Source organism: Helicobacter sp. TUL (genome assembly GCF_002287135.1).
Taxonomy (GTDB): domain Bacteria; phylum Campylobacterota; class Campylobacteria; order Campylobacterales; family Helicobacteraceae; genus Helicobacter_F.
Genome location: NZ_NESU01000018.1, coordinates 1 through 26316 on the forward strand (window position 1 = coordinate 1; position 26316 = coordinate 26316).

The following is a 26316-nucleotide window of genomic DNA, read 5'->3' on the forward strand; positions in this document are numbered from 1 at the left end:
AACCTCTTTGATACAAATGCCAAAGACACATATGCCTTTGCATATAATGAGGCAGTATGGATTGACAAAGATGGCATATATCCACTTGGATTAGATACAGGATTGAAATACATCACAAAAAATGGCATTATCACGCCTCAAGAAAGCTTTATAATCCCAGAATCTAAAAAGCAGTTCATACAAAATTATACTAAGCTTTCTTGGTGGCAGATTAATTATAGAATCTATGGAGAAAATACACAAAAATAATGCATAAAGAGTGCTTAGATTAAGGTCTAAGCATAACATCATAATAAACTCTTAGAAAAAACTATCCTATTTTATGTATCTCACATATAAGTGGTTCGCACATAATGCTGTGCCTTAAGTAAGTCATCTTTTGTATCAATACCAAGGCTTTTGGTCTCTACGATCTCTAAGGCTATGCTCTTGCCGTGATACAATGCGCGAAGTTGCTCAAGTTTTTCAATATTTTCTAGTGGGCTTTGTGGCAACGCACAAAATTCATCAAGACATTGCTTTGTAAAGCCATATAAGCCCAAATGTCCTAAATATGGATATGTGTTACATATTTGTGAATCTACGCCATCACGCGCATATGGCACACCCAATCGCGAGAAATACAGGGCTTGTTTATTAGCATTAATCACAACCTTTACAAGATTTATGTCTGCAATCTCATCTGTTGAAATCACTTTAGCAAGCGTATGCAAAAACGCATTGCTTCTCTTTGTCAAAGATAAGAGCGTTTCTAAAACGCTAGATTCTACAAATGGCTCATCTGCCTGAAGATTCAGCACCACACTATCACTTTTAAGTCCCAAAATATTAGCTGCTTCTGCACATCTATCTGTCCCGCTACAATGACTTTTAGAGGTAAGCACACTTGCAATCTTGTGCGCCTTACATACTTGCATAATCTCTTCATCATCACAAGCTACCACCACTTCATCAACTCTTTGGGCATTTTGTGCAGTCCTTACAATCATCGGCAATCCGCCAAGATCACACAAAACTTTTTTTGGCAAACGCGTAGATTCTAAGCGCGCTGGAATAATAATCATCGCCACTCCTTTTGGAGGATTCTATGTTTAGAATCTATCTCCCTCTTTTGGTTTATATAGTTTTTGCAATTTATCATCAAGTGGAGCCAAAAATCTATAAAACACTGGCACAACAAGCAATGAAAGCAACATAGAAACGATAAGCCCACCAATCATCGCAATCCCTATAGGATTTTTCATCGCTTCCCCTGCACCACTTGCAATAGCCAAAGGCAACATACCAAACACCATAGCAATAGTTGTCATCAAAATTGGTCGCAAACGCAATTCACCTGCTGTAATCAAAGCCTGTATAATATCCATACCTTCCTTGCGTTTCTCATTTGCAACATCAATGAGCAAAGTAGCATTTTTGCCCACCATACCCATAAGAAGCATAAGCCCTAGCATAGAAAACATACTAAAAGTCTCATGCGTGATAAACAGCGCTATAAATGCTCCAGAAAAGCTAAGTGGCAAGGTAATCATAATAATCAAAGGCTGCAAGAAACTCTCATAAAGAGCTGCCAAAATGAGATAAATAAGCACAATTACCGTTAAAATCGCCACCACAAATGCCTGTATAGTCTCTTGCATATTTTCCGCCTCTCCTTGCAATTTGTAACTAGCACCATCTGCAAGCCATTTGTTATTTGGATCTAACACGACTTTGAAAATATCACCCAAACTCACACCGGCATTTTTATTTGGTGAGGCATACACAGTCATACTGCGTTGTCTATTGAATCTCGTAATTGTTGAAGGAGTCATAGTTTTTTCGATTTTTACCAACCCCTCCAAAAACATCAACTCACCTTTAGAGTTTCTAACCTGCAAACGCTTAATGTCATCAAGCACCCTTCTATCATTATCAGGCACACGCACGGTTATATCATATTCCTTACCACGCTCTTTGTAATATCCCACAGGATACTCCCCAGAAAATGCCGCCCGAATGGTATTACCTATTTCTTCAGAGCTTACACCATATTTATTGGCATTAGCGCGCACAATATGAAATCTATATTCAGGCTGATCATCGGCTTTGTTAAGATGCACACCCACAACCTTCCCAGCAAGTTTTTCCTCAAAAAGCCTATAGAGATTCTTTTGGGATTCCTCCAAAAGCTCATCATTTGGAGCCAAAATCGCAATTTGGAATGGAGAATTATCCCCGCCACCACCTATGTCAGAAACTTCTACAATAGAAATTGTCATATCTTTGGCAGCCGGTTGCTCTGCGAGAACCTTTCGCATTTTATCCATTATGATAAATTGTCCTTGATCCTTTGTGCGCTCTTTTCTATCTATCATCTTTGTATAGATTTGGGCTTTAAAAATATTTTTTTGTGAGTTATATCCAATCTGCAGGGTTGCAAACTTTGTTGTAGGATCTGCGAGGATTATATCTTGCAATGCACCTGCGCGCCTTTTCATTTCCTCCATACTAATACCGGGTGCCACCTCTAAAAATGTGTTATACTCACCCTTATCTTCTTTTTTCATAAAATCAAATCCAAGCCTACTAGCTAAAAAAAGTGATCCTATAAACACACCAAGCACCGCAAGTAATGTAATAAGCTTGTGTGAGAGCACAAAGCGCAAGGTGCTAACATATTTTTCATCAAGCATTCTAAAAAATGGCTCACTCCTATGATAGAATCTTGAATGTTGCGGATTTACCACAATCGAGCTTAGCATAGGAATAACCGTAATAACGACAATATAAGAAAGTCCGATAGCTAATGCAACTGTGATTCCAAAGCTTTGAAAAAATCTCCCTACAATACCACTCATAGTCCCAACTGGAATAAACACCGACAAAAGCATTGCAGAAATAGCAATAATAGCAAACCCTATCTCGCGCACACCCTCATATGCTGCCTCGCGCTTTGATAATCCCGCCTCAAGCTTTTTGTGAATATTTTCAATAACCACAATCGCATCATCGATGATAATCCCAATAGCCAAAGTCAATGCCAAAAGTGTAAGCATATTGAGCGTAAGATCAAAATAGCTCATAAGCGCAAAGGTGCCAATGATTGAAACAGGCAAACTCAACGCAGCCACAATCGTAATACTCACACTACGCAAAAACAAAAATACAATCACGACTGCCAAAATCGCCCCAAGCACAAGGTCAAATTTCACATCTTTAACAGAATCTTTAATATATTCTGTTGTATCTTTAAAGACTTCTACTTCATAATCTTGGCTTACTGCCAAAATTTCTGGGAAGACTTTTTTGACCGCATCAGCAATTTTGATGTCATTTTGTCCAGAAATTTTTTGAACCTCAAAAATCACACCCGGTGTCTTGTCATAACTTGCATATGTCCTATCTTCTTCGATTGAATCTTCAATCTTAGCAATATCCTTCAATCTCACGCCATCGGCTATGCGCAATTCGCCCATTTCTTCTATGTTGTAGCTATTTGCATCGGTAGTTAATGCCCACTCATACTTGGTGCTTACCAATCTTCCGCCGTCAATCTCAACATTCTCTTGCCCTATAAGTTTGCCAATAGTAGAAAATGTAAGCCCATATTTATTCATCAATGTCGGATCAGGATAGATTCTAATCTGTCTTTTTCTATACCCTCGTAACTCCACGCCACCTACACCGCTAATTTTTTGGAGCATTGGTTTAATCACATTATCCGCGTGATTCATCATTTCAGAAGGTGGGACTTTGGTGCTTGTCAAAAAAAGTGAAATCACAGGCGCAGATCCAGTATCAACCTTCCGCACAGATGGTGAATCTATACCGCTTTCTAAACGCACGGTGCCGATTTTATCGCGCACATCGGCTACAGCAACATCAAGATCCTTTTCTAATTGAAATTCTATAAGCACGATACTTGTATTACGCACGCTTGAAGATGTAACTTTTTTAAGTCCATCAATCCCCATTACCGCTTCTTCTATCTTATCTGTAACTTTTGTTTCGACCGTCTGCGCACTTGCACCTTGATATGTCGTGATAACCGTTACAATAGGAAAATCAATATTTGGGAAAAGGGAAACAGGAAGCTTTACCACAGCCAAAAATCCAAAAAACATCACAGCCAATGCAAACATTAATGTCGAAACCGGACGCGTAATGGCAAATTTATACATTATTAATCCTTACAAGAGTGTGTGCTTATTTCTTTGTTTTGATGTAGCCATCACCAAATGTCCCAGGCACGATATTTTGCACAAATGCTTCAGCCTTGACCTTACGATTACTCTCACTTGCGGTAGGATAGATTTTATTAATAATTGCAACTTGCTTAGATTCTATGCCATCAACACTAAATTCAAAGCTATCACCCACTTGAACCTTATTGATATATTTGAAATCAAATTCAAGCACGATTTTAACTTCCTTGCTAATGAGGCGAAAAAGCTCTGTATTATTCGCACCCACACCATCACCAAGCTCAATGTTTTTGGACGCGATAACTCCATCAAATGGCGCACGCAAGATTGTTTTGCTTAATAAGGCTTCTTGATATGCCAAATCCGCTTCATATCGTTTATAATCCGCATAATACTTATTGAGTGTGTTTTTATCTACCGCACTACCCAATCGCTCATAGCGTTCATATTGTTTTTTATTAAACAAATATGTTTGACGAATAGAATCTACTTGCGCGCTTTGATCTTTGTTAAACAAAGTAAGAAGTATGTCGCCAGTTTTTACCTCACTACCCACATCAACATAGATTTGTGTTACAATCCCACTACTTCCCAAGCTAAGATTTGCATCTCTAATAGCTTGAGCATTAAAAATCGCATACACTTCCTCGGCATATGTCATCGTGGCAAATACCAAACTTGCTACACAAATTCTTAGTTTCATATCCGATCCTTTATTGTGTTATTGTATATAATCCTCGATTTGCTGCCCACTATAATAAATATAACGCGCCTTTTCTATCTCATAATCATTAAGGCTTTGTGTATAGGTAGATTCTGCGCTGAATCGTCGGCTAAGAGACTGCAAATAGTCAGAAAAATTTAGCACTTGTGCTTCATAGCGACGCGCGACATTATCAAAGGATACCGAAGCGGATTTAAGCGCTGCTTCTGCACTCTTAATTCTTGCTTCAGCAATCTCTATACTTTTGCGATACAAACGCTCATCTTTTTCTTGTTCATATTTTTTGTAAGCAAGTTCTTTTTGTCGTTGCATAGCAGAATACCGCATAGCTTCTTTTTGTTTGGAGAGATTAAACCAATCAAACAAACGCATATTTACGCTTACGCCAATGACATTTTGTGTAGGTGGGTAACTCATTTTCATAAAACTAGAGCCACCAAAAGCAGAGCCACCATTTCCTAACAAATCAAGTAACGCAGGTTTAGAACCCACAGCTCCCAAACTATTCCACGCAAAAGTATCGCTAAGCGCGACGGTTGGCAAATATGTAATTTGCTTTGCTTGATACATCACACTATTTGCTTGCTCCTCAAGTGCAACCAAATCTTGACGCTTTTGTAAAGTAAAGGTAGGCATTTTAATGGTAACACGAGAGAGCTCCTTGACTTCAAGATTGGTAAGGAGTGAGAGCATAAGTTTATTGCGCTCCATTTCAAGCACGATGTTTGCCATATCATGTTCAGTAGATAGAATCTCTGCGCGCAAAGATTCTACATCATCAATCGTGGTAAGCCCAGATCGATATAGCTTTTCTGTGCGTTTGATATTTTCTTCAAGTTGTTTGTGTTGCTGCTCTAGGGCAATTTTTTGAGACTTATTAGAAAAATATGTATAATACTGCTCAATCACATTTAAAAAAATCTGCTCTTGCATATTGGCTCTATCTGCCACACTTGAACGATAGAGGGCACTCTTTTCTCGCACTTTGTTATAGGTTTTTAACCCGCTAAAAATCTCCCATTTTGCTTGAAGTTGAGCACTTTGAGCTTGAATAGTGCGATAGGTATTGTTGGTATCTTGAAATGAATAACTTCCATCAAGTGTAGGTAAAAATTCTCTTTGTGCAGCAGATTGATTAGCTCCTGCTTGTAAAATCGCAATATCTTTTGCTTCAAGATTGTAGTTATTCTTTGCAGCTTCAAGCAATTCAGCTAAGGTATAACCTTTTTCATCATTGCTAGCGGTGTTTAAAATACTTAATGTTTCTTCAAAAGATTGTGTGTCTTGTTGGGTCGATGCACTGATAAAACCTTGGATAAAACTCGATATAATCAATGCCACGACGATATAAGAACGCATTTCATACTCCTTTGTTGCTATAAGACTCTATACAAAAATATAAAGAGGTGGATTATAGCATAAAAATATTATTGTAAGTAAATATTACTATAAAAAAAATCCCTAAACCTCTGTGTGCTCCTCTAGCTTAGTTTTTCGCGATGGTCGCGTTGCTAAGCCCATTAAAATAATACCAAACACCACGGCGATACTAGAAGCAATAAGGATAGAAATCTTGGAAAGATTGATAGCCGCGATATCCTCACCATAGGCAAGATTTGCAACAAAAATAGACATAGTAAAGCCCACACCAGAAATTGCGCCCACAGCAAAAATATGAAAATTACCTAAACCCTCTGGTCGCACAGAAAGATTGCACTTCTCCCCAAGATAGGCAAAAAGAAAGATTCCCAAAGGCTTACCTATCACAAGTCCTAAAATTGTGCCAAACATCACGCCATTAATACCAAGATCCATATATGAATCTATATGAACTCCGGCATTAATAAATGCAAATAAAGGCACGATAAAATACGCGGATATAGGCTGTAGTGCATGCTCAAGACGCAAGAGTGGGTTTTGGGCATAACGCGCATAAATCCCTATACTATCCAAAATATACACAAGCTCACTCGCCTTTGCCATATTGACATTACGCGCACTTGGTGTAGAAGTCATAAAGTTTTTGATATTACGCCAAGTAGATTGCCAAAATCCTAAATTATCATTCTCTTGTATTTGTAAAATGTCTGCGCCATTATTGGTAATCATTTTGATACGATCAAATTCTGAAAGCATATTGCGAAAATATTTTCTATTAACGCGTTGTGTCCTACCTGGAATCGTGAGGGCCAAAATCACTGCGGCAATAGTTACATGAATACCGCTAAGATACACACTAATCCAAAGCAAGATTCCAAAGAAAAAATATAGGCTAAGATATTTTGTATCTCGATAATTACAATACCCTAAAATCCCTGCAATACATACAGAAACTCCTATCCAAAACATATGAATCTGATCAGAATAAAAAATCGCAATAACACTAATAGCACCTAAATCATCAGCGACTGCTAGAGTTACAAGAAACACTTTGACAATTTTTGGCACTCTATTACCAAGGAGCAAAATTACCCCAAGTGCAAATGCGGTATCGGTGCTCATTGCCACACCAAAACCCTTTTCATAAGGAGTGCCTGCGGTAAAATACAAATACAACATAATAGGCAAAATAATGCCTCCAATGGCTGCCATAATAGAAAAACTAACTTTTTTAAATCCGGCTAATTCTCCATAAAGCATTTCGCGCTTCATTTCTAACCCAACAAGCAAGAAAAAAAACGACATCAATATATCATTAACAAAATGTAATACTTCGATTTTAAGTTCAAGACTGCCTACAAAAAAGCCAAATTCAAATTTTTGAAACCAAAAATATAAATCCGCATATTGAGAATTTGCCACCACCATAGCAAAAACCACGCAAAACACTAGCAAAATACCCCCAAAAGATTCATGGGTAATAAAACGCTGCAAACCATTTTGTAGCTTATCTTTGACATACGAATAATGACGATTAGTTGTGTGCTGGTTTTGTAGCACTGCATCTCCTTAATGTGATATATCTAAAACAGCACAGATAAAGATAACCTCCACCAAATGTGGAGGATAGAAGAATAAAAATTAGAGCAAAGAATTAAGTTTCTCAGCGACTACAGATTCGCTCACTGCTCCGATGATAGTATCTACAACATTTCCATCTTTCATAAAGATTAGAGTAGGAATACTGCGGATACCAAATTTTGCAGCAAGATTACTCTCTTCATCTGTGTTTACTTTGCAAATTGCTGCTTTGCCATCAAAAGTTTCAGCAAGTTTTTCTACTACTGGTGCAAACATTTTGCATGGACCACACCAAGGTGCCCAAAAATCTACAAGCGCTACACCCTTTGATGTTTTTTCTTCAAAATTTGCTTCTGTTAGATCAAAATATTTTCCCATTTTTTTCTCCTTGTGTTTAGTATTAAACGCTTTGATTATACACAAAAAAGTTACATATCTAAGAAATTTTAGATAATCTTTTGTGATTCTGTATCGCGACGTTCTGTTTCTTTGATATTGAGCAATATAAACTTATAGCACACAAAAATTGTAATAGGCCATAAGCAAAGCAAAAATAATGTATACAGCATATTTACTCCTTTTTAGATTCTAATATGAATGACCCTGCAAGTCCTTAGATGTAAGTTTTTTAGAATCCATAGCGCGCCATACATACACAATATATGCCAATACAAATGGTATAATCAAACTCACATATCCCATAACACTTAATGTATAATAGCTAGAACTTGCATTTGCAATAGTTAGAGAACTTTGCAAATCAGAAGATGATGGATAAAACGCACTTTCTCCAAGCCCTACATTTAAAAACACTGCCATAACTGCCAACACTACGCCCACGCCGAGTGCAAATATCCCTCGCACACCCTTAATGCTTTGATAGATTCCTAGCAATACACCACATACACCAAGCAATAACAAAGCAAGAATCAAAGGATTATGCAAAAATGTTTGTAAATACAAATATGGTATCAATTCTACCACGCCATTTTCACCCACTCCAAAGCCATCTTTAAGACAAATCCATGCCAAAAATCCTACAAAAAATGGGAGAAAAAAGATAGTATTAATCACAATATCTTTGCGCGCTTTATGTCGTATAGAATCCACATCTATAGCATTAATAAAATAGCTATCTGCCAAAATTCTGCTCAAAAACACAAGCGCAAAACCCAATAAATAATTAAATGGATTTTTGAGTTGCTCCAAGCCTCGCCACTCTCCTTCCCACACAACAAAATTTTGAGAATCTAACCTAAACGCCGACCCTGCGAAAAAGGTGCTCACCGCCACTCCAATCAAAAATACTCCAAGGATTCCATTGATTTTCAAAAATACCTCATAGGTTTTTGTGCCCAAAAAGTTGCCTTCTTTCTTGCGGTATTCATAACTCACTGCTTGAATGATAAAGCAAAATAAAATTGCCAACCACACCCAATACGCACCGCCAAAACTCGTGCTATAAAACAATGGAAATGCCGCAAATGCAGCACCGCCAAAAAGCACCAAAGTTGTGAATCCTAGCTCCCATTTGCGACCCAAACAAGTGATAAGCAAGCTTTTTTCCTCTTCATTACTTGAAAGCCTATCAATAAGCCCTTGCCCACCTTGCACAAAAAACATAAATACCAATAAACCGCCCAAAAGGCTTTGTATAACCCACCAATAAATCTGTAAATCACTATGATCCAAACCAAAAAACATCAAAGACTCCTTAATAAGAAGGTGTATGAGAATGCTCACCAAAGCCTTTTTTAATCTGCCTTAGCATAATGCCAAGCTCTGCGATAAGCAATGTAGTAAAAAGGACAAGGAATATGAAAAACGAAACTTGCACATTTGTATGTGAAAGCTTAGTTGCGGCAATATGCACAGGCATTAAATCTTGTATTGCCCAAGGCTGTCTACCTACTTCTGCGACAATCCACCCAGCTTCTGCTGCAATATACCCAAATGGGATTGCGATGATACACAACCACAAAATTTTTCTAAACTGCAAAATATTATTTGCCATAGAAAGATACAAAACCACGATAAAAAGTATAAAAAACAAACTTCCTAATGCCACCATTAAATGAAAGCTATAAAATGTAATGGCAATAGGTGGCATAGCTTGTTCTTTAGAATCCAAATACCCATAACCAAAATCTTGCATATGAGATTCTAAAATACTTCTAGATTCATTCATTGCTAATGTATCACCACTTTCTTTGGCAAGTTTATAAGTTTTTAGTGCCTCAACAGCACGCTTACCATTTTGGATACGTGTATCCATAGGCACAATGCCCTTTTCTTCATTGCCATATAACAAATCATTAATCCCTGGGACAAAACCTTGTGTATCTCTTTTGCCAAGGATAGAGAGCGCATATGGAATGCTTACATCAAACAAAAATGTTGATTGTGAATCTCCTGGTTTTTTGTCTGGATTTAAGATTCCAAATGCTACAAGCGAGGCTCTATGTTCTCCGTCATAGATTCCCTCCATTGCCGCAAGTTTCATAGGTTGTTTTTGCGTTACTTGATACGCGCTCTCATCACCGCTAAAAAACAAAAACATTGAAGTGATAAATCCAAAACTTGCACCAATAACAAGACTCTTTTTTGCCGCAATGAGATATTTACCTTTGAGCAAATACCATGCGCTTACACCCATCACAAACAATGCTGAAATCACATACCCACTTGCTACTGTGTGCAAAAATTTCGAAACTGCTACCGGTGAAAGTGCGACATCTATAAAACTTGCCATTTCATTGCGTGCTGTGTCGGGATTAAAAATCGTGCCTACAGGGTATTGCATCCACCCATTTGCCACAAGAATCCAAAAAGCGCTCAAATTACTTCCAATGGCTACAAGCCAAGTAGATACAAGATGGAATCTCTTTGAAACCCTATCCCAACCAAAAAACATCACTGCAAAAAATGTCGCTTCCAAGAAAAATGCCACAATCCCCTCAATGGCAAGAGGTGCACCAAAAATATCTCCAACAAACCAAGAATAATTCGCCCAATTGGTGCCAAACTCAAACTCCATAATAATCCCTGTTGCAACACCAATAGCAAAATTGATCCCAAAAAGCGTAAGCCAAAACTTCGTAATATCACGCCATTCCTGCTTACCAGTCTTGACATAAATACTCTCCATAATCGCCACAATAAACGAAAGTCCCAAAGTAAGCGGAACAAACAAAAAATGATAAATCGCAGTTAATCCAAACTGCGCCCTACTCCAATCTATACTAAGATCCATACTACCTCCTAAAAATTATCTTGTTGTAAGATTCTCTAAGACAAAGGTGCTTTTTGCCTCTGTGCTGCCTAAATCACTCAAACTCTCTCCATATACAAAGATCTTTAAAAACGCAAAAATAACTATGAGCTTAATGATAATCACAAGCCATAGAGTTTTGCCTAGCTTCATGTTTTTAAATCCATCACGATAAAAAACAAAAATGCTTTTTAACATCATCTTCCTCCTTATTTGATACATTAGTGCAGATTTAATCTTCAAACACGCTTTTGTCTGCAACGCCTTTGATTGTAAAAAAAGTAACAATACACATAATCACACACAACAACACATATAAGAAAATACCAAAATAAAGCCACAAAGTATATTGAGGCATAATCTCATACATTTTAAATACAGCCAAAACTACCGCGGCACTTGGAAATGTAAAAGCCCACCAAGAGAGAAAAAACTTAAGCTTCAAAAAACTTTTATACAAAAAGAAAAATAAAAACACAAAAAACAGCATAACACTAAAAAGAAATTGTGCAAAAAAATCATAACTTTCAAGTTTGATATATGTCGTAAAACCCACACTTGGCGGTGCCAACATAATAAAAAGTGTCGGGATAAATTTTTGGGCAAGCTGATCGTGAAAGAGGATTCTATAAAAAATAATCGTAAAAAGCACTATGTAAAAAAACATAGCAATATCAAAGTAATACCACAAAAACCCAAATTCTTTTTTCCCTGATGCTACCACGATAATATTACCCACTATAGGGATAAACCACGCTGGATTAGAATGTTTTATTTCCATATTATTACGAATCCAAAAAGCAATAACATAAAAGGTAAGAAAAGTTTGTAGCACAAGCCCTATCCCAAAAAACACATCATACAAAAGCGTATATTCTTCAAAAAGTTTTGCAAGTAGCATAAGTGAAATGGAAAAAGTAGCAAAGAAATTAATTTTGATAGGGTGGCAAATCTCATCTTTTAGAGATTCTATAGCGCTAAAAATTTTCATCACATAACAAAGCGTAAACAATATAAACAATCCTAAAGCCACCAAACGAATAACCATAAATACGGCTTTTGCACTCTCACTTTGCAAAGTTATGCCAAGCTCCAATGTTGCTAAAGCAAAGCCACATAAACCCATAATAACAGCAAAAAACATAATAGGAAATTTTGCAAACATCTTACGCCCCTCTTTGGTGATGATCTAGATTCTAAGCCCTTAGTTAATGTCGCGCAAGTAAATCCAAAAATACCTTAATGATTTATAAAAATCTACTCCTAATCTCTCTTAACCTAGCAAAATAGTATTGTGGCGTTTTGGGAGAATCTCCCCTATGATAGTTGCATACTCATAACCTGCCCTACGCAAATCATACACAAGATCTTTTGCTTCACCCATAGGCAATGCAAAAAGCAGCCCTCCGCTTGTCTGCACATCATAAAAAATACTATCATCACTTATATCGCATTCTATATTTACAAATGGAGCAAATGCCTCTTTGTTTGCATATGTCCCACCGGGAATAATGCCTTCTTGCGACAATGTATGCACCTGTGAAAAACACGGAATATCACTACTATAGAGTAGCACGGAATATTCTGCCTTGCCTTTGGAACACATCTCAAAAATATGTCCTATAAGCCCAAACCCTGTAATATCGGTGCAAGCGTGAATCTCATATTCTCTTGCAATTTGTGTGGCATACATATTAAGCTTGCATAATGATTGAATCATCTCATCGGCATGCGTAATAACTCGTGCCTTAAGCCCTGTGCTTACAATCCCAGATCCAATAGGCTTACACAACACGAGCAAATCACCTATTTGTGCAGTATTATTGCGCCACAAATGCTTAGATTCAACCACTCCGGTAACACTTAGACCATATTTTTGCTCACTATCGCTTGTCGTATGCCCACCCAAAAGCATTGCGTGAGATTCTGTGATTTTACTAAGACCACCCTCCAAAATCTCTCGCGCCATTTCCTTGCTCACATGAGCGCTATCCCACATAAAAAGATTGAGCACACTAAGCGCCCTACCGCCCATAGCAAAAATATCGCTTAGAGAATTTGCAGCCGCTATCTGCCCATAAATATAAGGATCATCGACAATAGGCGTTATAAAATCTGCTGTATTTAATAAAATATCACCGCTGTGTTGTGAATCTAATACAAAAGCACCACAATCTTCACTACCCTCAAAACCGATGAGCAATTCCTTGTATGAAGGTTGTTTGAGCGAACTTGTAATTTGTCTTAGGTCCTCCGGACCCACCTTTGCCGCTCAACCAGCACACGAAACAAATTGTGTCAAACCCTTTGGCTCTTCCACATAAACTCCTTACATACTTTGGGTTATAATCGCACTACGCCTTCACTTTTAAGCATATTTTGCATACTCTCAAGCGCATTCCCAATCATTCCCACCTTAAGCCGCTCTGTTAAGGCATAATAACTCAAGCACGATCCACAAGAATAAATCTCCACACCGCTTTTTTCAAGCTCTTTTAACACCTCTACAATATCATCATTTTCTACTTCTGCATTATCAGTAGTCAGCAACACACCGCGATTTACAAAAAGAATTTTTTGTGGCAACACATCAGTATTACTAAGGGATTTCAAAAAAGCATTAATAAGCATCACGCCAAGCTCTCCCTCACCAACTTTATCATCAGTAACAAAAAGAATCTTAGGGATAATTTTCTCACTTAATTCGCGCTTGGTGGCATCTTTTTTCCCTTTGATAAGAATCATATATTGATCCCCTTGAGAATGCCCTATCTCAAACTCGTATCCGGCAGTGCGTAAAAAGCGTGAAAGATTTTCCTTTGCAGTAAGAGTGTTTCCCAAAATCTCATAGCTTGCATGTTGTAATGTCGCTTCTGTAACGCCAATAAGAGCCTTTTTGACTTTGACTACAGGTTCTGGACAAGGTAAGTCTCGCACATCAATTTGCACCGTATTATTCATCACACACCCCTTTTAGCGCATACCCTTTATCATATCAGCAATCAAAAATGCCATTTCAATAGCCTGCATAGCATTAAGGCGTGGATCACATTGCGTATTGTAATTACAAGCTAAGCCCTCTTCTGTGATAGCTTGTGATCCCCCTGTGCATTCTGTAACATTCATACCTGTCATCTCCAAATGCACACCACCAGCAATTGTGCCATTGGCTTTGTGAATCTCAAAAAAGCTTTTTACTTCATCAAGCACCCTATCAAAATTGCGTGTTTTATAACCATTTTGTGCTTTTATAGTGTTGCCATGCATTGGATCACAACTCCAAAGGATATTGCGCCCCTCACCCTTAAGAGAATCTAAAAGTTTTGGCAATTTTTCTTTGATTGTATCAGCACCCATACGAATAATGAGATTTAATCTACCATATTCATTGTGGGGATTTAAAATATCACATATACCCAAAACATCATCTTTTGTGGCATTTGGTCCAATTTTCACACCCAAAGGATTCTTAACACCACGCAAAAATTCCATATGCGCTTCATCTAAGCTCCTTGTCCTCTCACCAACCCAAAGCATATGTGCCGAACAATCATACCACTCCTCTGTGAGTGAATCTTGCCGACACAATTGCTCTTCATAGTGCAAAACAAGTGCTTCGTGAGAGGTATAAAATTCTGTTTCACGCAAAATAGGTGAGTTTTTAGAATCTATACCACACGCACTCATAAATGCGAGGGCTTGTGTGATTCTATCAGCCAATTCTTCGTATTTTTGCCCAAATGCATTATCTTTTACAAAGCTTAGATTCCATTTATGCACTTGGTTTAAGTCTGCAAAACCACCTTGCGCAAATGCACGCAAAAGGTTGAGTGTAGCAGCGCTTTGATGATAGCCTTGCAAAAGCCTTTGTGGATCTGCCTTGCGTGCTTGTGGTGTAAAAGCTACATCATTGATAAGATCCCCACGATAGCTTGGCAAACTCACACCATCAATACTCTCCATATCGCTACTGCGTGGTTTTGCAAACTGCCCAGCCATTCTGCCTATCTTGACTACAGGACAACTCGCGCCATATGTAAGAATTGCACCCATTTGAATGATAACCTTAAATAAATCGCGAATATTTGTCGCATTAAACTGCGCAAAACTCTCCGCACAATCCCCACCTTGAAGCAAAAACGCCTCACCTTTGGCAACTTTGGCAAGCTGTTCTTTTAGGGCTCTAGCCTCTCCAGCAAAAACAAGAGGAGGATATTGAGAAAGTGTGTGCTCAACTTCAGCAAGTGCTTGTGTATCCTCATAAACTGGATGTTGCTTGATAGGCTTTTTACGCCAAGATGTCTTTTCCCATTGCATACTAACTCCTTTCAAATTTATTTTGCGTATTCAATCGTTCTAAATTCCCGAATGACATTCACCTTGATTTCACCAGGATATTGTAGGTTTGCTTGAATGTCTTTGGCGATTTCTCGTGCTACCACAATGCTCTCATCATCGCTTATCAAATCTGCCCTTACAATCACACGCACTTCTCGACCTGCACTAATGGCATAGGCTTGTTTAACGCCAAATTTATCCAAGGCAATGCGCTCAATATCTTGCATACGCTTAAGAAAACTCTCCAACACTTCTCGCCTTGCGCCCGGTCGTGCTGCCGAAAGCGCATCGGCTGCACATACTGCGGCACATTCTATGCTCTTGGCTTCTTCGTGTCCATGATGCGCAAGGATAGCATTAATCACAACAGGATGTTCTTCATAGCGCGAACATACCTCCACGCCCAAATCCACATGACTTCCCCCTAGATCCTGTGTAAGAGCCTTGCCAATATCATGTAAGATTCCGGCGCGTCTAGCAAGTTTTTCATCACCACCAAGTTCCCCTGCAATGATAGACGCAAGCTTTGCTACCTCCAAAGAATGCCCTAAGGCATTTTGCCCAAAACTTGCACGATATTTCATTTTGCCAAGAAGTTTTTTTAATTCTGGGTGCATGTATCCAAGTCCCATATCAAGCACAATGTCTTCGCCATCTTGCAAAATCTGCTCTTCCATTTGAGAGGAGACTTTTTCATACATTTCCTCTATGCGAGCGGGCTGAATCCTACCATCTTCTATCAATGCTTCTATTGTCTTAAGTGCGATAGCGCGTCTATAAAGATTAAAACTACTCACAATAATCGTATTTGGTGTATCATCAACAATAATATCTACGCCACTAAGCGCTTCTAGTGTGCGAATATTGCGCCCTTCTTTGCCTATGATACGCCCCTTTAATTCATCATTTGGGAGATGAACCACACCAATAAGCCGCTCACTTGCATATTCTCCTGCATAGCGTGTAGTTGCCTGTGCAAGAAGATAGTTTGCCTTTTTTTGTGCATCTTGTTTGGCTTGCATCTCATAGCGCCTAATCATATGTGCTCTATCTTCTATAAGCTCTTCTTCTAAAAGCCCAAGCAAAATCTCTCTTGCTTCTTGACGTGAAAGCTTTGTATAATCGCTGAGTAACTCTAGGACTTCCTTTCTTGCACTCTCGTATTGATCTCGCACTTTTTTATTTAGAGAATCTACATTTAAAATCTTATTTTCCAAACGACTTAATCGCGCTTTTTCGCTCTCTAATGCTTGGGTTTCACGCTCAAATTTATGCCGAATCTTGTATTCTTCTTTTTCAAGTTCACTCATTTTTTGTTCATATTGTTGTTTTAATGCATGTTGTTTTTGTTCATAACATTGTTTGAGTTCTAATTCAGCTTCCTTATACTCGATTTTTTGCTCATTAAATAATTTTTGTGCCTCATATTCTATTGCATTGGCTTTTGCCTTAGCTTGTTCGAGCAATACATCAGCATTTGAGGTAAAAATCTTTTTAGTTATGAGATATGTTACCACACCCACGATAGCGCCAAAGATTATAAACTCTATCACTTTTAAAAGAATGTCCATATCGTGTCCTTTTACAACACGCCGTTGCACTTATGAAATAATGACCTCGTATATCATGAGCTTGTGTAAGCACCCCATCACTCACACAAGCAAGACGACTCACAAAAATAAATGGAATTGCTTTTTGGCGAGATTGCGAAAAAAATCTATCATACATTCCCTTGCCAAAGCCTATACGTCTAAAATCTCTATCAATTCCCAATACAGGTATAACAGCCGTGTCAATTTTTGCTAAATTAAATTCTGATTTAGTTGTTTCAAAAATACCATATACATTTTTTTGCAATGGCAAACGCAATACTAACATTTTAAACCTTATTCCTTCCATAATATAGGGAAGAAAAATTTTCTTTTTTTGTTTTCTAAGTTTCAGAAGAAGTTTTTTGCTATCAGATTCAAAACCAAAGGGCATATATAGCAAAATATTTCGCGCTTGCAATTTCTCTAAAAGCGCATAAATCCTTGTATTGACACGATATGATGCTACATCAAATCCCTTGCAATGCTTTTTGTGCGCATATTGTAATGCTTTCTTGCTCCAAGAACGAAATGCTTTTTTTTCATCATCGTTTGTATTGATAGACAAATCCACTCCTTTTTTGTATAATCACACCATTGTATCATATCCATATCGTATCATCGTGGAGGTAGCTATGAAAAGATTTTCTTATGTCGCATATATGTGTTTGGTCCTTAGCCTTATGGTAGGTTGTCAAGACAACAAAAATACACAAAGCACACAAAAACGCGATCTTTTTGCTTATACGCTCATCACTACTGATACGCAAGATTCTCAACAAAATCCTGCGCAAAATTTGGTTATCGAAGTTTTAGATCAATCTAATGATCGCCTAGCCTTTTATCCAAGCCAAAATAATAATACCCAAAACAATGATCCTGCTAAAAGTATTTTTGATAAACCCAAACCAACTATCGTGCTATTTACACAAGATGATTGCAAAAATTGCCTCACCCAAGCACCATACATTGTCCAGCTCAAAGAAAAATATCCCTCCCAAATTGATCTCTTAATCCTTAACACACAAACCCAAACAAATGGTGTAGATGAGATACTCAAAACACATTATAAAAGCTATCCTATCTACACGCCAAATGATTCTAAAAACCTCGTTGCATTCTTAAACAAAGACATTTCACAAGGCTATCTCGCTCTTTTTGATGAAGAGGGCAATAAGGTCATTGATTATGTTGGGCTTGTGCCACCAGAAATGCTAGAGCGTGATATTTTATTTTTAATCCACGATACAGAATTACCTCAAGCAAACCCCCAAGATTCTGCACAGCCTGTGGAAGAAAGCGGGGATTTACAATCATCTCAAGAATAAAATAGATTTTTACATATTTAGGAGTCCATTATGTTTTCTCTCCTTGCCAAAACAATGAAGAAAACGACAAGCAATATCACTGCTTTGCTTGGGAGCAAAAAAGAAAAGATTCACAAAGAAGAGCTAGAACAGCTTTTGATAGAATCTGATGTCGCCTATGATGTTGTAGAATCCCTTTTAGATTCTCTTCCCACATATAGCACAAGAGAGCAGCTACAAAATAGCCTAACTTCATTGCTTGCGCCATTATCTTCACCTTCAGACACACCGCACACATTAGAAGTCTTGCTTATTATAGGCATAAATGGCGCGGGTAAAACAACCACAATCGCTAAACTCGCCTACAAATATAAGCAAGAAGGTAAAAAAGTCCTTTTGGGTGCTGGTGATACTTTCCGCGCCGCAGCTATCGAGCAACTAAAGGGCTGGGGAGAAAAACTCCAAATCCCTGTGATAAGCACGCAACACGGACATGATCCTAGTGCGTTAGCTTTTGATGCGATCTCTTCGGCTTATGCCAAGGGTTATGATATTTTGTTGCTTGATACCGCAGGGAGATTGCATACCCAAACTAACCTAACAAATGAGCTTTTAAAAATTATTCGTGTGAGTGAAAAGGCATTGGCAGGACACGCCCAAGATGCGATCATACGAAAATTTCTCATACTTGATGGCACACAGGGCAACTCAAGTATCGCTCAAGCCAAGCATTTCTCCCAACACACAACAATTGATGGCATTATTGTTACCAAACTTGATGGCACGAGCAAAGGTGGAGCGATTATTAGCATTATTAGCGAGTTACAAATTCCTGTGTTGTATTTGGGTGTGGGTGAGGGAGCACAAGACTTGCTTCCTTTTGACACACAAACCTACATCACAACCTTACTAGATTCTATCTTTGTATAATGGCAAAAAAGCACACACTCTTTGAATGCCAACATTGTGGTTTTGAAAGTAGTAAATGGCTAGGAAAATGCACAAATTGCGGTGCGTGGGAATCTTTTGTCGAACTTAGCGCTACACAAATCCAAGCGCTAAAAACCATTCAAAACACCAAACATACGCCAACTGCTAAAGCCACACCTATTACAGATGTAGCATTTCAGACACTCCAAACCTTTACTTCCTACGAAGAAGAACTCGATATTGTGTTAGGTGGAGGGATTGTCAGCGGTGGATTATATCTTGTTGGTGGTAGTCCAGGTGTAGGAAAATCCACGCTTTTACTTAAAATTAGCGGATCTATTAGCCAAAATACACACAACAAAGTCCTATATGTCAGCGGAGAGGAAAGCCCTAGTCAAATCAAGCAACGCGCACAAAGATTGGGTTGTGTCAATGAAAATTTATATCTGCTTAATGAAATTGATATGCACCAAATCCGATCTAATCTCTTGCAAGGAGATTACACAATGTGCGTGATAGATTCTATCCAAACGCTGTATTCTCCAGATATTTCCTCTGCGCCTGGATCAGTCTCGCAAGTGCGTGAAATTACTTTTGCGCTTATGCGCCTTGCAAAGGAACAAAATATCGCAATTTTTATCATCGGACACATCACCAAAGAGGGCTCAATCGCTGGTCCTAGAGTGCTTGAACATATGGTAGATTGTGTGCTGTATTTTGAAGGCGATCCAAGTAGGGATTTACGAATCTTGCGAGGATTTAAAAATCGTTTTGGTAGCACAAGCGAAATAGGGATTTTTGAGCTTAAAGAGCAAGGCTTAATCAGCGCCAAAAATGCCTCTAAACTCTTTTTTTCACAAAAACCCTCACAAGCAGGAAGTGCAATTAGTGTGCTTTTGGAAGGCTCTAGGGCATTAGTTATTGAGATTCAGGCATTGGTGAGTGAAAACACCTTTGGCAACCCCAAGCGATCTAGCACAGGGTTTGACAACAATCGGCTTACAATGCTTTTAGCCCTTCTTGAGCGCAAAATAGAAATCCCACTAAATCGCTACGATGTCTTTATCAATGTAACAGGTGGGATTAAGATTAATGAAACGAGTGCCGACCTCGCTGTCATAGCTGCTATCATCTCAAGCTTTAGAAATCGCCCACTAAATAATAAGACTGCCTTTTTGGGTGAAGTAAGCCTCATTGGTGATATTAGAGAAGTGCATAATATCGATCTACGCCTCAAAGAACTTGAAAGCTATGGATTCCAAAAAGTCATACTCCCCAAAAAGCCAGAATCTAAAGGCAATATCAAATGCTTTGAAGCTGATGATGTGCAAAAAATCCTAGAGTGGATGTGATTTAATCACAAAATCGTTTTAAAAGTGGATCAAATGCCTCAATGCGTCGATCGCGCAAAAATGGCCACATACGCCGAACTTCTTCGCTTCTTTTGAAATCTATATCAACTAAAAGTGTGTGTTGTGTATGTGAATCTGCTTGTGCCAAAAGCTCTCCTTGCGCACCAAAAGCAAAACTATTGCCCCAAAAGCGTATACCCTGTGTGTTTGGAAACTCCTTTTTTTGTAAATCTCCATTCCAAAACTCACAAGCTTGAGCAAAATTAAGGCAGGGCTCAAACCCCACGCGATTTATCGCTACTACTGGCAAACCATTTGCCACACTATGACCTCTTTGCACCGCTATCCAAGCCTCTAATTGTCGCGTTTTTTCTGCCTCACTATCTTCATCAAACCACCCAATAGCAGTTGGGTAAATCAACATATCAGCACCTTTTAATGCCATAATGCGTGCAGCTTCTGGATACCATTGATCCCAACACACAAGCACCCCAAGTCTGCCTACACTTGTATCAATAGGCTCAAAACCCAAATCGCCGGGCGTAAAATAAAATTTTTCATAAAACTGCGGATCATCAGGAATATGCATTTTGCGGTATTTGCCTGCAATTTCACCATTAGATTCAAACACAACGGCGGTGTTGTGATACATTCCGGCGGTGCGTTTTTCAAAAAGTGAGCTTACAAGCACGACACGAGCTTGTTTTGCTACATCAGAAAAATACGCAACATCATCTACAAAATTATGCGCATAATCAAAAAACGCAGGATCTTCACATTGACAAAAATACTCTCGCGTATGTAATTCTTGTAGACACACAAGTTGTGCGCCATTGTTTGCAGCCTCCAAAATTGCTTTTTTTGTATGCTCCATACTTGCTTCCCTAGAGCCATTGTAAGCTTGCTGGATAAGCGCGACCTTAGGCATTATTCTTCCTCGTATTCATAGTCGGGATTCTCGTAGTCATCATCATCATACCCACTTGTTTTATGCCACTCTTCCCCATCATCATACCCAAAATCCTCTCCATATCGTGAATCTTCCTCATCTTCGTAATCCTCATAGATTTCAGAATCTTGATACATTTTTTCAACACTTTGCATGTTCTTCTCCTTGTAAAATATCTCGCACGACTTCTGAAGCAATTACTAAACCAAAACTTCCCGTAACCGCACTAAAGCTTCCTAACGCCTTGCATTTTGGCTCCTCTGGACTAAAGACAACTTTAATCTTTGCTTTTGGGTTATGCTTTTTAAGATTCTCTTTAAATTTTCGTGCAAATTTATCGCCATAACTCTTCCATATATTTGCTACCTGTATGCGTGTAGGATCAAGCTTTTTGGCACTACCTGTAGAAACGATATAACGCCCATAAGGCTTTTGTGAGGCAATAAGCGCTATAGCAACCTTGGCAGGTATATCATCAATAGCATCGATAATATAATCATACGCCAAAATATCGTGTGTGCGTAAAAACGCATCATCTACTCTTGTTTGTAACGCATGAATACCTGGGTATTTGCGTGATAAAACCTCGACTTTTGGCTCACCCACAGATTCTGAACCAATTTGGCGATTTTGGTTTGTTACATCAAAACTATCAGAATCTACAATGGTAATCTCTCCTATACCACTGCGATACAAGCAATCTAGCACAAAACTTCCCACTCCACCAACACCAAAAAGTATAACCTTTGTGCGTTGCAATGCCTCAAATCCTGTGCCAAACAAAATCCTTGAGCGTGTGAATCTATCTTGAGTCATCGCTACAACCACTCACGCACATTGCGTATATCTTCATAGCTTGTGAGATCAAGCTTAATAGGCGTGATAGAAACATATTGCCCTTTGATCGCATCAAAGTCATTCTCTCCGCTAAATGCCTCACCATTGACTTGCGGTGTATCAGCGCGTGTCTCCCACATTAACGGCTGAAGCCCCAACCAATGATACTCTTGTCCTCTAGGATTGCGATGAAGCTGTGCTTCATTACCATAGATTCTATAGCCCATCTGTGTTACAAGCGTGCCTTTGCATTGTTTGGGAGAAACCTGTGGAATATTGACATTCAAAAACTTTCGCTTACTAAGTGGAAAGCCTTTGGTAAAAATTTTCTCCACCAATGCCCTAATACTTTCTTTTGCAAGGGCAAAATTAAAATCTTGTGCAAGATTCTTATCACGCATAGTTTGTGAAATCGCGATTGAATCTATCCCATGCAAACAACCTTCCATAGCACCTGCAGCCGTGCCAGAATATGTAATATCCTCGCCCATATTTGAACCAATATTAATCCCAGAAATCACCAAATCCGGGCGGTTATTTTCTCCATAAAGTGTATGCAATGCCAAATACACGCAATCACTAGGCGTGCCATCTTCAAGCTTATAAAAATCATCATCAACTTGGACAAAATGCAAAGGGCGCGTTATGCTTAATCCGTGCCCACAAGCGGATTTCTCACTCGCAGGGGCGACTATAACAACCCTTGCAAGATCTTTTAGGGCATCTCTTAGAGCTAAAAGCCCATATGAACTAAACCCATCATCATTGGTTAAAAGTATCTGTTTCATTACTATCCTTTAATCACAAAATATGGCTCTATAAGCCCCAAAAGATTTGTCGCAAGGCTTTTGGGCAATGTTGTTAGCAAGGCGCGCATAGATTCTATAAGCTCATCACATTCTTTTTTAGCACCCTCTATGCCCAAAAGATTGACATATGTATTCTTCCCCACATCATTATGCAAAGTTTTGCCCTCTATGAGAGTATCACCCAGCACATCAAGCAAGTCATCACGCACTTGAAAAAATAATCCCAACACCTCACCAAATCTATCAAGACATTGGCGTATTTCATCAGATGCATTACCAATAATCGCCCCAAAACGGAGTGATGTAGCAATCAATTTTAGGGTTTTGTTTTGATGAATCATTTTTAGTTGCTCAAGACTTAAAGTTGTATTTTCAAATGCACAATCAAGCACCTGCCCCAACACCATACCACTAAAACCCGCATTATGCGATAATTCATAAATAAGGGCGATTTTGCTTTGTGGATCAAGTTTAGCGGTGCTTAAAAGCTCAAAGGCATATGTATTAAGCGCATCACCCACCAATAATGCAAGTGTTTCATCATAGGTTGTGTGCAAAGTCGGATATCCGCGACGCAAAGGCGAATTATCCATACAAGGCAAATCATCATGAATAAGCGAATATGTATGCAAAGCCTCTAGTGCAAGTGCGGGAATAAAGGCATTTTTTAGCATTTGTGGCGCTATGGAATCCACGACACACAAACATAATGCAGGACGAAACCTCTTCCCTCCTGCCAAAAGCATTTCCCACAACGCTTTTTGATAATGAGGATGAAAACTCTCCACTTTTGGCGCACTCGCTACAATAAAGTCTTCAAATTCTTGCATAATCGCTGTATTCATGAATCTCCCTAGATTTTGATAAAAAATTCAAACTCGCCGCGACGCACAAGTAACTGAATCTTGCCATCATACTTCGCAAGTTCTTTTGGATCAAGTGTATGACTTAAAAGCTGTGTGAGATTCCCTAAAGTCGCTGGCTGTTTGTTAATCCACACGATTTTATCACCAACTTTAAGCTCTGCAAACCTATCTAGTTTAGCGCCCTTTTTGCGTATCACAAGATTGCTATCTACGACAATCCCAAAACGCTCCAAAAATGTATCACGCAGCAAAAAACCTCCATAAAGTCTATCAGGTTTCAAACTAAAAGTGTGCAATTCCGTGCCACGACGCACTTGCACAGAAGCATTTTTTGATCGCGAAAGATTTGTAATAACCCAAATGGCTTGTTCCTTGGAGGTGATTTTTGTTGCGTTGATACTTACAATCTCATCGCCTTGCAAAAATGGATTATGAGGGAAAAATGGATCACTAAGCACAACAATAGCGCGTTTAGAATCTGCTCCAAAACGCACGCCAATATCGCTATAAACAATCTCTTTGGCATCTAAAAACCTATCAATATAAGACTTTTCAATAAATTCCTTGCCGCCAACACCCACACCATAAATTTGATAACAAATATTACCAATCACACTATTACGCTCCAAGGTATTGGAAAAACGCGCATAGTTTAAATAACTAGTTTGCCTTGCAGTGATAGATCCCCTCATAGGTTCTCTAGCAGATATAGCCACAAGGTTTTTGTCCTCTAGCGTGCGTTTATCAAGTGTGAGAAGATCATAGCTTAGCTTTGTGGGCTTAGATTCTATGAGATAAAACCCCATAAATGGATCGCTTTTTAGAATCTTTGCTTGTGGTGGTGTGCGTGCATACAAAAAATACACAACTTTATTGTTGTGTTTAAGTGCTATAGCGCGTGTATCACCCACAGCGACACTCGCATTCCTGTAATACTCCACACAATGCTTGTATTCGTATTCTTGTGCATACAAACCACCCAAAAATACGAGACAAAGCCACCAGCACTTCAAGGATACGCCTTATTTCTCAAACATATCAAAATTGCCAAGCATATCAAAAGCACTCTTTTGCTTGTTTTGCTCAACATTTTTATACGCATCATTGAGTGCACCTATAAGCAAGATTTGTAAAGAATCTTTATCCTCTAACAAGCTATCATCAATTTTTATATCCACCACTTCACCCATACCATTAATGCTCACTTCTATCAATCCACCACCACTTTTGGCAGTAAAAACCATATCTTTATTTTTATTTGCAAATTCTTGAAGCGATTCTTGAATATTGCCAAACATTGCGCCTAATTGTTTTGGATCAAACATAACTACCCTTTTACGAAATATATAGAATCTTGTTGTTTTGTTGCGCATCAACTTGCACGATTGTAGGCTTAAATGCCTTACACTCACTCTCTTGTAATATCGCATACGCTACAATGATCACGATATCGCCCACTTGTGCCTTTCTCGCGGCTGCGCCATTGATACAAATCTCACCCTCTTTATCTCCATAAATCACATATGTGCTAAAACGCTCACCATTATTGATGTTTAACACATCGACCTTCATGCCTTCTTTGAGTTTGGCGCTTTGTGCGAGAGATTTTTCAATCGTAATAGATCCAACATACTCAAGATTTGCATCGCTTACTCGCGCACGATGAATCTTAGAATACAACATTTCAAACTGCATATGCCCTTCTTTGATATAGTAATTTTGTGTAAGGTTAATAATTTTAGCATATTTTAGAGGGTTTTTTTGTAAATTCTATCCTTGTAATCATCAAGAATTATTTTTAGAATCGGTATAAATACCAACCAAATTTGAGAGGTATTTTTGTGCTAATAAATCTTGAACAATGATTGATCTTTTAGATTCAAATTCTTGCCAAAACTTTGGATAATCACCTAAAATTTCAGACATTTTAGCAATTAAATCTGTCATACCATCATGCAAATCAAAACAAATACCACAGAACTCTCTCGCGGTATCTTTATATGCACCAATTCCACTCACAAGTGGGATTGTTCCACTCAAAGCAGATTCTGCAATGGTTAATCCAAATGTCTCATAACATTTTGTAGGCATTACAACAACCTTAGTACAACGCAAAATGGGTCTTAAAATCATAGGAAGTTGCGAATCTAAAAATATAATCGAATAACGATCATATAAATACCCCAATAAAAATAA

At 38.5% G+C, this 26316-nt stretch carries 28 protein-coding genes and 1 pseudogene; 4 read left to right on the forward strand and 25 right to left on the reverse strand.

What is annotated here, in order from left to right; all coding sequences use genetic code 11:
* A pseudogene (locus B9T66_RS08895) lies at window positions 1–249 on the forward strand (hypothetical protein); the annotation flags it as partial.
* 80 nt (window positions 250–329) lie between these two features.
* Here the strand turns inward: B9T66_RS08895 and kdsB are convergent.
* The 16 genes from kdsB to B9T66_RS07770 all read right to left on the reverse strand — a co-directional run bounded on the left by kdsB (window position 330) and on the right by B9T66_RS07770 (window position 17638).
* A complete protein-coding gene (gene kdsB, locus B9T66_RS07700; RefSeq protein ID WP_095628395.1) occupies window positions 330–1064 on the reverse strand; it encodes a 3-deoxy-manno-octulosonate cytidylyltransferase in 735 nt (244 codons plus the stop codon).
* Between the two features lie 27 nt (window positions 1065–1091).
* Window positions 1092–4163, reverse strand: coding sequence for an efflux RND transporter permease subunit (locus tag B9T66_RS07705; protein WP_095628396.1), 3072 nt, complete (start codon window positions 4161–4163; stop codon window positions 1092–1094).
* A gap of 25 nt (window positions 4164–4188) precedes the next feature.
* Window positions 4189–4890, reverse strand: a complete 702-nt coding sequence (locus B9T66_RS07710) for an efflux RND transporter periplasmic adaptor subunit (RefSeq protein ID WP_095628397.1) — start codon at window positions 4888–4890, stop codon at window positions 4189–4191.
* 18 nt (window positions 4891–4908) lie between these two features.
* Complete coding sequence (locus B9T66_RS07715; protein ID WP_095628398.1) at window positions 4909–6270, reverse strand: TolC family protein; 1362 nt, start codon at window positions 6268–6270, stop codon at window positions 4909–4911.
* 102 nt (window positions 6271–6372) lie between these two features.
* On the reverse strand, window positions 6373–7851 hold the full coding sequence (gene nhaA / locus B9T66_RS07720) for a Na+/H+ antiporter NhaA (protein ID WP_095628399.1): 1479 nt from the start codon (window positions 7849–7851) through the stop codon (window positions 6373–6375).
* Window positions 7852–7932: 81 nt separating this feature from the next.
* Complete coding sequence (gene trxA, locus B9T66_RS07725; RefSeq protein WP_095628400.1) at window positions 7933–8250, reverse strand: thioredoxin; 318 nt, start codon at window positions 8248–8250, stop codon at window positions 7933–7935.
* 68 nt (window positions 8251–8318) lie between these two features.
* The gene (locus B9T66_RS09225) at window positions 8319–8441 is read right to left on the reverse strand and encodes a hypothetical protein (RefSeq protein WP_257874658.1); all 123 of its coding nucleotides are present in this window, start codon (window positions 8439–8441) and stop codon (window positions 8319–8321) included.
* 19 nt (window positions 8442–8460) lie between these two features.
* Entirely contained in the window at window positions 8461–9576 is a 1116-nt protein-coding gene (locus B9T66_RS07730) for a cytochrome d ubiquinol oxidase subunit II (RefSeq protein WP_095628401.1), read from the reverse strand.
* A 10-nt stretch (window positions 9577–9586) separates the two neighbouring features.
* Complete coding sequence (locus tag B9T66_RS07735) at window positions 9587–11125, reverse strand: cytochrome ubiquinol oxidase subunit I (RefSeq protein ID WP_095628402.1); 1539 nt, start codon at window positions 11123–11125, stop codon at window positions 9587–9589.
* A gap of 15 nt (window positions 11126–11140) precedes the next feature.
* Window positions 11141–11344, reverse strand: a complete 204-nt coding sequence (locus B9T66_RS07740) for a DUF4492 domain-containing protein (RefSeq protein ID WP_374220132.1) — start codon at window positions 11342–11344, stop codon at window positions 11141–11143.
* 31 nt (window positions 11345–11375) lie between these two features.
* Window positions 11376–12308, reverse strand: coding sequence for an SLAC1 anion channel family protein (locus tag B9T66_RS07745; RefSeq protein ID WP_095628403.1), 933 nt, complete (start codon window positions 12306–12308; stop codon window positions 11376–11378).
* Window positions 12309–12416: 108 nt separating this feature from the next.
* Entirely contained in the window at window positions 12417–13406 is a 990-nt protein-coding gene (gene selD, locus B9T66_RS07750; protein WP_095628404.1) for a selenide, water dikinase SelD, read from the reverse strand.
* An 80-nt stretch (window positions 13407–13486) separates the two neighbouring features.
* Window positions 13487–14104: a sulfurtransferase-like selenium metabolism protein YedF gene (gene yedF, locus B9T66_RS07755; protein WP_095628405.1), complete on the reverse strand. Its 618-nt coding sequence runs from the start codon at window positions 14102–14104 to the stop codon at window positions 13487–13489.
* Between the two features lie 12 nt (window positions 14105–14116).
* Entirely contained in the window at window positions 14117–15460 is a 1344-nt protein-coding gene (locus B9T66_RS07760; protein ID WP_095628406.1) for a class II 3-deoxy-7-phosphoheptulonate synthase, read from the reverse strand.
* A 17-nt stretch (window positions 15461–15477) separates the two neighbouring features.
* Window positions 15478–17034, reverse strand: coding sequence for a ribonuclease Y (gene rny, locus B9T66_RS07765; RefSeq protein WP_257874660.1), 1557 nt, complete (start codon window positions 17032–17034; stop codon window positions 15478–15480).
* Complete coding sequence (locus B9T66_RS07770) at window positions 16976–17638, reverse strand: 5-formyltetrahydrofolate cyclo-ligase (RefSeq protein ID WP_180763373.1); 663 nt, start codon at window positions 17636–17638, stop codon at window positions 16976–16978. The genes rny and B9T66_RS07770 overlap by 59 nt, the downstream gene beginning before the upstream one ends.
* A gap of 67 nt (window positions 17639–17705) precedes the next feature.
* On the opposite strand from B9T66_RS07770, the gene B9T66_RS07775 reads away from it, so the two are divergent.
* Genes B9T66_RS07775 through radA form a run of 3 tightly spaced genes read left to right on the forward strand, consistent with a single transcriptional unit; the run spans window position 17706 to window position 20659 of the window.
* Window positions 17706–18398, forward strand: coding sequence for a TlpA family protein disulfide reductase (locus tag B9T66_RS07775; RefSeq protein WP_095628409.1), 693 nt, complete (start codon window positions 17706–17708; stop codon window positions 18396–18398).
* A 30-nt stretch (window positions 18399–18428) separates the two neighbouring features.
* A complete protein-coding gene (gene ftsY, locus B9T66_RS07780; RefSeq protein WP_095628410.1) occupies window positions 18429–19307 on the forward strand; it encodes a signal recognition particle-docking protein FtsY in 879 nt (292 codons plus the stop codon).
* Window positions 19307–20659, forward strand: a complete 1353-nt coding sequence (radA, locus tag B9T66_RS07785) for a DNA repair protein RadA (RefSeq protein WP_095628411.1) — start codon at window positions 19307–19309, stop codon at window positions 20657–20659. Before ftsY ends, radA begins: the two co-directional genes overlap by 1 nt.
* A 1-nt stretch (window position 20660) precedes the next feature.
* Here the strand turns inward: radA and B9T66_RS07790 are convergent, their stop codons facing one another.
* The 9 genes from B9T66_RS07790 to B9T66_RS07825 form a co-directional block, all read right to left on the reverse strand.
* The gene (locus tag B9T66_RS07790; RefSeq protein ID WP_095628412.1) at window positions 20661–21587 is read right to left on the reverse strand and encodes a carbon-nitrogen hydrolase; all 927 of its coding nucleotides are present in this window, start codon (window positions 21585–21587) and stop codon (window positions 20661–20663) included.
* Entirely contained in the window at window positions 21587–21763 is a 177-nt protein-coding gene (locus B9T66_RS08900) for a hypothetical protein (protein WP_180763372.1), read from the reverse strand. The genes B9T66_RS07790 and B9T66_RS08900 overlap by 1 nt, the downstream gene beginning before the upstream one ends.
* The gene (locus tag B9T66_RS07795) at window positions 21750–22424 is read right to left on the reverse strand and encodes a ThiF family adenylyltransferase (RefSeq protein WP_095628413.1); all 675 of its coding nucleotides are present in this window, start codon (window positions 22422–22424) and stop codon (window positions 21750–21752) included. The genes B9T66_RS08900 and B9T66_RS07795 overlap by 14 nt, the downstream gene beginning before the upstream one ends.
* Window positions 22425–22426: 2 nt before the next feature.
* Window positions 22427–23233, reverse strand: a complete 807-nt coding sequence (gene surE / locus B9T66_RS07800; RefSeq protein WP_095628414.1) for a 5'/3'-nucleotidase SurE — start codon at window positions 23231–23233, stop codon at window positions 22427–22429.
* A gap of 2 nt (window positions 23234–23235) precedes the next feature.
* Window positions 23236–24099, reverse strand: coding sequence for a polyprenyl synthetase family protein (locus B9T66_RS07805; RefSeq protein WP_095628415.1), 864 nt, complete (start codon window positions 24097–24099; stop codon window positions 23236–23238).
* An 8-nt stretch (window positions 24100–24107) separates the two neighbouring features.
* Complete coding sequence (locus B9T66_RS07810; protein WP_257874659.1) at window positions 24108–25133, reverse strand: PDZ domain-containing protein; 1026 nt, start codon at window positions 25131–25133, stop codon at window positions 24108–24110.
* Between the two features lie 9 nt (window positions 25134–25142).
* Window positions 25143–25445: a YbaB/EbfC family nucleoid-associated protein gene (locus B9T66_RS07815; protein ID WP_095628416.1), complete on the reverse strand. Its 303-nt coding sequence runs from the start codon at window positions 25443–25445 to the stop codon at window positions 25143–25145.
* Between the two features lie 10 nt (window positions 25446–25455).
* Complete coding sequence (gene panD / locus B9T66_RS07820) at window positions 25456–25815, reverse strand: aspartate 1-decarboxylase (RefSeq protein WP_095628417.1); 360 nt, start codon at window positions 25813–25815, stop codon at window positions 25456–25458.
* A gap of 90 nt (window positions 25816–25905) precedes the next feature.
* The coding region (locus B9T66_RS07825) for a glycosyltransferase (protein ID WP_219350225.1) at window positions 25906–26316 on the reverse strand (411 nt) is incomplete at its 5' end.

Bases quoted from the DNA above. Each gene is read 5' to 3' on its own strand.
- kdsB (WP_095628395.1), bottom strand. From the start codon at position 1,064: ATGATTATTATTCCAGCGCGCTTAGAATCTACGCGTTTGCCAAAAAAA.
- B9T66_RS07705 (WP_095628396.1), bottom strand. From the start codon at position 4,163: ATGTATAAATTTGCCATTACGCGTCCGGTTTCGACATTAATGTTTGCA.
- B9T66_RS07710 (WP_095628397.1), bottom strand. From the start codon at position 4,890: ATGAAACTAAGAATTTGTGTAGCAAGTTTGGTATTTGCCACGATGACA.
- B9T66_RS07715 (WP_095628398.1), bottom strand. From the start codon at position 6,270: ATGCGTTCTTATATCGTCGTGGCATTGATTATATCGAGTTTTATCCAA.
- trxA (WP_095628400.1), bottom strand. From the start codon at position 8,250: ATGGGAAAATATTTTGATCTAACAGAAGCAAATTTTGAAGAAAAAACA.
- B9T66_RS09225 (WP_257874658.1), bottom strand. From the start codon at position 8,441: ATGCTGTATACATTATTTTTGCTTTGCTTATGGCCTATTACAATTTTT.
- B9T66_RS07730 (WP_095628401.1), bottom strand. From the start codon at position 9,576: ATGTTTTTTGGTTTGGATCATAGTGATTTACAGATTTATTGGTGGGTT.
- B9T66_RS07735 (WP_095628402.1), bottom strand. From the start codon at position 11,125: ATGGATCTTAGTATAGATTGGAGTAGGGCGCAGTTTGGATTAACTGCG.
- B9T66_RS07740 (WP_374220132.1), bottom strand. From the start codon at position 11,344: ATGATGTTAAAAAGCATTTTTGTTTTTTATCGTGATGGATTTAAAAAC.
- B9T66_RS07745 (WP_095628403.1), bottom strand. From the start codon at position 12,308: ATGTTTGCAAAATTTCCTATTATGTTTTTTGCTGTTATTATGGGTTTA.
- yedF (WP_095628405.1), bottom strand. From the start codon at position 14,104: ATGAATAATACGGTGCAAATTGATGTGCGAGACTTACCTTGTCCAGAA.
- B9T66_RS07760 (WP_095628406.1), bottom strand. From the start codon at position 15,460: ATGCAATGGGAAAAGACATCTTGGCGTAAAAAGCCTATCAAGCAACAT.
- B9T66_RS07775 (WP_095628409.1), top strand. From the start codon at position 17,706: ATGAAAAGATTTTCTTATGTCGCATATATGTGTTTGGTCCTTAGCCTT.
- ftsY (WP_095628410.1), top strand. From the start codon at position 18,429: ATGTTTTCTCTCCTTGCCAAAACAATGAAGAAAACGACAAGCAATATC.
- radA (WP_095628411.1), top strand. From the start codon at position 19,307: ATGGCAAAAAAGCACACACTCTTTGAATGCCAACATTGTGGTTTTGAA.
- B9T66_RS07790 (WP_095628412.1), bottom strand. From the start codon at position 21,587: ATGCCTAAGGTCGCGCTTATCCAGCAAGCTTACAATGGCTCTAGGGAA.
- B9T66_RS08900 (WP_180763372.1), bottom strand. From the start codon at position 21,763: ATGCAAAGTGTTGAAAAAATGTATCAAGATTCTGAAATCTATGAGGAT.
- B9T66_RS07795 (WP_095628413.1), bottom strand. From the start codon at position 22,424: ATGACTCAAGATAGATTCACACGCTCAAGGATTTTGTTTGGCACAGGA.
- surE (WP_095628414.1), bottom strand. From the start codon at position 23,233: ATGAAACAGATACTTTTAACCAATGATGATGGGTTTAGTTCATATGGG.
- B9T66_RS07805 (WP_095628415.1), bottom strand. From the start codon at position 24,099: ATGAATACAGCGATTATGCAAGAATTTGAAGACTTTATTGTAGCGAGT.
- B9T66_RS07815 (WP_095628416.1), bottom strand. From the start codon at position 25,445: ATGTTTGATCCAAAACAATTAGGCGCAATGTTTGGCAATATTCAAGAA.
- panD (WP_095628417.1), bottom strand. From the start codon at position 25,815: ATGCAGTTTGAAATGTTGTATTCTAAGATTCATCGTGCGCGAGTAAGC.